The sequence below is a fragment of the Neobacillus niacini NBRC 15566 genome (genome assembly GCF_001591505.1).
Taxonomy (GTDB): domain Bacteria; phylum Bacillota; class Bacilli; order Bacillales; family Cytobacillaceae; genus Neobacillus; species Neobacillus niacini.
The window spans coordinates 1-4,703 of record NZ_BCVA01000093.1 but is presented as its reverse complement, the minus strand read 5'-3'; the positions used below and the strand labels follow the sequence as shown (position 1 = coordinate 4,703).

At 36.7% G+C, this 4,703-nt stretch carries 7 protein-coding genes; 1 reads left to right on the top strand and 6 read right to left on the bottom strand.

What is annotated here, in order from left to right; genetic code table 11:
• Positions 1 to 317: 317 nt before the first annotated feature.
• The gene (locus BANA01_RS28680) at positions 318 to 545 is read left to right on the top strand and encodes a hypothetical protein (RefSeq protein WP_034672600.1); all 228 of its coding nucleotides are present in this window, start codon (positions 318 to 320) and stop codon (positions 543 to 545) included.
• 358 nt (positions 546 to 903) lie between these two features.
• Here BANA01_RS28680 and arsC read toward each other — a convergent pair whose 3' ends face one another.
• The 6 genes from arsC to BANA01_RS30720 form a co-directional block, all read right to left on the bottom strand.
• Positions 904 to 1,326, bottom strand: coding sequence for an arsenate reductase (thioredoxin) (gene arsC, locus BANA01_RS28675; protein WP_034672597.1), 423 nt, complete (start codon positions 1,324 to 1,326; stop codon positions 904 to 906).
• 28 nt (positions 1,327 to 1,354) lie between these two features.
• Positions 1,355 to 2,410, bottom strand: a complete 1,056-nt coding sequence (gene arsB / locus BANA01_RS28670) for an ACR3 family arsenite efflux transporter (protein ID WP_034672594.1) — start codon at positions 2,408 to 2,410, stop codon at positions 1,355 to 1,357.
• Positions 2,411 to 2,436: 26 nt separating this feature from the next.
• A complete protein-coding gene (locus BANA01_RS28665; protein WP_034672592.1) occupies positions 2,437 to 2,784 on the bottom strand; it encodes an ArsR/SmtB family transcription factor in 348 nt (115 codons plus the stop codon).
• Positions 2,785 to 3,109: 325 nt separating this feature from the next.
• A complete protein-coding gene (locus BANA01_RS28660; RefSeq protein WP_034672590.1) occupies positions 3,110 to 3,607 on the bottom strand; it encodes an arsinothricin resistance N-acetyltransferase ArsN1 family A in 498 nt (165 codons plus the stop codon).
• Between the two features lie 202 nt (positions 3,608 to 3,809).
• Positions 3,810 to 4,148 carry a YolD-like family protein gene (locus tag BANA01_RS28655; protein ID WP_034672588.1) on the bottom strand — a complete coding sequence of 113 codons (339 nt, stop codon included), beginning with the start codon at positions 4,146 to 4,148 and terminating at the stop codon, positions 3,810 to 3,812.
• A 263-nt stretch (positions 4,149 to 4,411) separates the two neighbouring features.
• Positions 4,412 to 4,543, bottom strand: coding sequence for a hypothetical protein (locus BANA01_RS30720; RefSeq protein WP_268875118.1), 132 nt, complete (start codon positions 4,541 to 4,543; stop codon positions 4,412 to 4,414).
• Positions 4,544 to 4,703 lie beyond the last annotated feature (160 nt).

The window sequence follows — 4,703 nt, the reverse complement described above, 5'->3', positions numbered from 1 at the left end:
TTTTCAAACCTACATGTTGTTAAATTTTTTTATTCAATAAATCAACTTTTTTTGATTAATATATCAATATTATTTTGATTAACTGGAGGGGTTCATCATGTATTTTAATGACTACGAAAAAAGGCAATTAATGAAATTACGCCAAAAGGAAGTTGAAAAAAAGGCTGCAAATGCTTGGCAGATGTTTGACTTACAAAAAGAATCTTTTTTTCAAAGGATTATATCGAGATTTAAAACGAGGAGAGATACTACCATCGTAAAAAACAATTGTGAATGTGTATGTTGTTAAGACTCCATTCAATCAGGAGGTGGCCAGATTGACTGTTAACCATGCCGGTATGTTGAAAAAAGAGTATTTTCTATCCTATCTAAATCTAGTAAGAATCTCTCGAAATTGTTCCCTGGAAGAAGCCAAAGATTTAACCATTAGCTTCTTTTTCAAAAACAACCGCTTACGATATGGTAGCCAGACATACGAACGTTTTTTAGAAGCCTATAATCAATTAGCGATTAGAATTGAAGATAAAGGAATGTGTTGTGGTTAGCTATTGATAGAGTAAAAAGGAAAAGGACCTGAAAAGGTCCTTTTCTAACAACATCTACCCGTATTACCTATCATGGAAATACCTTGTCCATTTCCACTTCGATCAAGAATAAGGTCTTCCGTATTTGGTTCAATGATAGGGTCAATTGCTACCTTTATTTCATTGATTGTCGCAATAATATCATCTGCTTCTACACCATCCAGGCGTAGTCCAATCCTTGGCTGCCCTCAGCCATAGCCATCAAAAAAGATACGAATGCAATCAGCATTTTGTTCTTTGAACATTTTTTTCAACTCATCACGAGCTTCGTCAGTGATTCTCATGTCCATTTCCTCCTGTATGACTTATATATTTATAATTACTCCCCTGTTTCAGCAAAACGCTTAATCCGGCCACCAATTTCATCACGAACCCTTTGGAAGAATGCCCATTTTTCCTCTTCGGTTCCTTCGGCTTTTGCAGGGTCATCGAATCCCCAGTGTACTCGTTTTACATGCGGAGGAGTTACTGGGCAGTGGTCTGCAGCGTGGCCGCATAAAGTAACCACTAAATCTGCATTGTTTAGAATTTCAGGATCGATAACATCAGATGTTTGGTTTGATATATCCATTCCGGCCTCTTTCATCGCTCTAACTGCGTTAGGGTTTAATCCATGAGCCTCAAGACCAGCACTTTTAACTTCCCACTCCTCACCTAAATGTTTCTTTGCCCATCCTTCTGCCATTTGGCTGCGGCATGAATTTCCTGTACATAAGAAGTAGATTATTTTTTTGTTTTCCATGATGAATACCACCTTTTACAAGTTAGTTTTAGGCTGCATGTTCCTTAAAATATTTCCGTTTAAACCATAATGCCACGTTAACTAACGCAATCATAACCGGCACTTCTACAAGGGGTCCAATGACAGCTGCAAAAGCTGCACCAGAATGGATTCCAAACACTCCTACAGCTACAGCAATTGCTAATTCAAAGTTATTACTTCCAGCTGTAAAAGCAAGAGTTGTTGTTACAGGGTAATTCGCTCCAATTTTCTTTCCCATATAAAATGAAACGAAGAACATCAACACAAAGTATATTAATAATGGGATTGCTATACGAACTACGTCTAACGGTAAGGCTACAATCGTATCACCTTTTAAAGAGAACATGATGATAATCGTAAACAATAATGCAATCAATGTAATCGGACTAATCTTAGGGATAAACACTTTTTCATACCATTGTCTACCTTTTGCCTTCACCAATGTAAAACGTGTGAGCATCCCAGCGATAAAAGGTATTCCAAGGTAGATGAAGACGGACTTAGCTACTTCCACCATCGTAATGTTTACTACTGCACCTTCGAGTCCAATCCACTCTGGAATGACGGTTACAAACACATAGGCATAAACGGAAAAGAATAGCATTTGGAAGATTGAGTTGAACGCGACCAGTCCTGCTGCATATTCCGTATCTCCCTTTGCGAGATCATTCCAAACAATAACCATCGCAATACAACGGGCTAAACCAATCATGATTAGTCCAACCATGTACTCTGGCTTATCAGGCAAGAAGATTATTGCCAACAAAAACATTAGAATCGGACCAATAATCCAGTTTTGTACAAGTGATAAAACAAGGACTTTTATATCTTTAAAAACTCGGCCAATTTCCTCATATCGGACTTTCGCTAGAGGAGGATACATCATTAGAATTAGCCCTATTGCAAGTGGAATAGATGTTGTGCCAACCTGCAATTTATCCATTCCCTCCACAAATCCTGGAAAGATGAATCCTAAACCAATACCGACTGCCATAGCTAAAAATATCCATAGCGTAAGGTACCGGTCTAAAAACGATAGACGTTTTTTTCCTGGATTATTCATTTTTTTGAACTCCTTTTTGTCCTGAGTTAACAACCACAACGAAGCGTAGGGTTACTTTTTTCAATCTGTTTAATTTTTTCTGTTTGAACAGGTACATGAACTAAAACATCCTCAATAAGGCCATATAAATCACTTTGTGAATTCAATGAATAATATATCCACTGACCCCTGCGCTCTTCTTTCACTAATCCTAAGTCTTTTAGTTTACGAAGATGCTGACTGATAGATGGTTGACTCATATCAAACACTTCTAGAAATTCACACACACAACATTCACGTTGTTTCAAAATAGCCACCATCGTTAATCGTGTTTTATCCCCTAATAACTTTAAAACACTCGCTGCTCTTTCTATTCCAACGGTCGATTTTAACATACCGAACCCTCCTTTTAACTCAAGATAAGCACATAACTATATATTTATATAAAGACTTATAAAATATTATAATTATCTGTCGCTTAAAAGACACATAATGCATGAACTTATATCCGTAGTGCTCCTTAAAACAATATAATTATATGCTTATATATTAAAACAGGAAAGAAGCAATTTCAAGTTCTAAAAGGTTAAGTTATTGTAAATAAAAAGATTGATGACAAAAGGCCATCAATCCAATGCTTTAGAGTTTTTATTATTACTTTTTATTCCTCAATATTTTATGAGTGTAAGATTATAAAGTTACACTTTGTACTGGTTGCTGTTATACTAATTTTTCCATTGCCATCACATCAACAAATTTACCATCGAGTATCCCTTGGTTTTTAAATACGCCCACTTCACGAAAACCCATTGTCTTATATAATCCTTGACCTAACTGATTGAATGGAAACGTGAACAGGACCATTTTATGAAAACCATTTTGTTTGGCAAGGGATTCAAGCTCGATCAGCAGTTTCTTTCCAATCCCTTTACCCCTGTAATCCCTAGAAATATAAACCGAAATGTCGGCTACTCCATCATAGGCACTTCGATTATTATATTGATTTAAGGATGACCATCCAACGACCTGGCCTTCATGTTCCGTAACGATTACCTTATAACGTCCTTTATGCCTATCAAACCAATTCTTCATATAAGCGTAATCCTTGAGTTCGGTCTCTAGAGTAGCAATCCGATCCTCAATTCCTTGGTTGTAGATTTCTAGGATAGAGTTTATATCGGATTCACCTGCTATTTTTATTACAACATCCTTTGACATTTAAGTACCTCACTTCTTAATTTTCGTCCGTCGGTTCATAATAACGTGCTGTCTTCTTGGGATTTATCTCACGACTCCTAAAGGGAAGTTCTTTACTGAAAAAATTAGCTTTCCTTTTTAGTAAATATACCAAATATCGGGATATTTAGTTTCATTATATATAATTCCTCTTAAACTATCTTTCCCCATTTGGAGTTTCCTCCTAATTTACAACCTTCACCGAGGTCACATCATCGAATACAATATGCTCATATTCCCCAGGCTTTACCTCTAGGCGCAGCACATGCGTAATAGGATCAACACGATGTATACGCCCGGTATAGTCCGTTGTAAAGCCATCAGACCAAACGGTTAACCTTACCGCGTGTTCATACTCCTGAGCGTACTTAATGCGCAGGTCGAACTCCTCCATCTGATACTCGTCTAAAATCGGCTTAGCTTCCCGCTTCATATCGTGAAATAAGTCACGCTGCATTTTTACTTGCTCCGGCATAAAGAACGCCCCTTGCCACTTCATTTTACCGCGATCACGTATTGCCATATCGAATCACTCCTTCGTATTTATTACTACTATTATATACGAACAAACGTTCTATATGCATGCAAATAAAATGGACCCATTTTAGGTCCTAAAAATTATCTTATATAAGCGGAGACTTTCCGGATAAATACAGAATGGAGCCTGTTTGGGGATATATAAGAGGAGGTTCTCCGGTTATGCAAACCAAAACCTCTCATTTTTAAAATTTTCAAGCCAATAGGCGGAATCTCTCCGTCTATTTGAGCTTTTTTAAATGGAAATAATTAATTTAGCGGAATTACTCCGTCTATAACGATACTCCACCACCCAAGACTAAATAAATCGTGCTGCAGCCATATGTCTGTTTTAAATGAATGATATTTGCTTCCTATATCATGAATTTGTTGGTACATCATTTTATCCCTCACTGTTAATTCTTAGTAACAGTTTTATATTGCACCTCTTTTATTCCGTTATCCATAAATGAAAAAATATGTAGGGAATATTTACCGATTCTAGACCAATAAGAATTTGATTACTCATGATTTAAAAACCAAACTTATTGTGTCATTTACC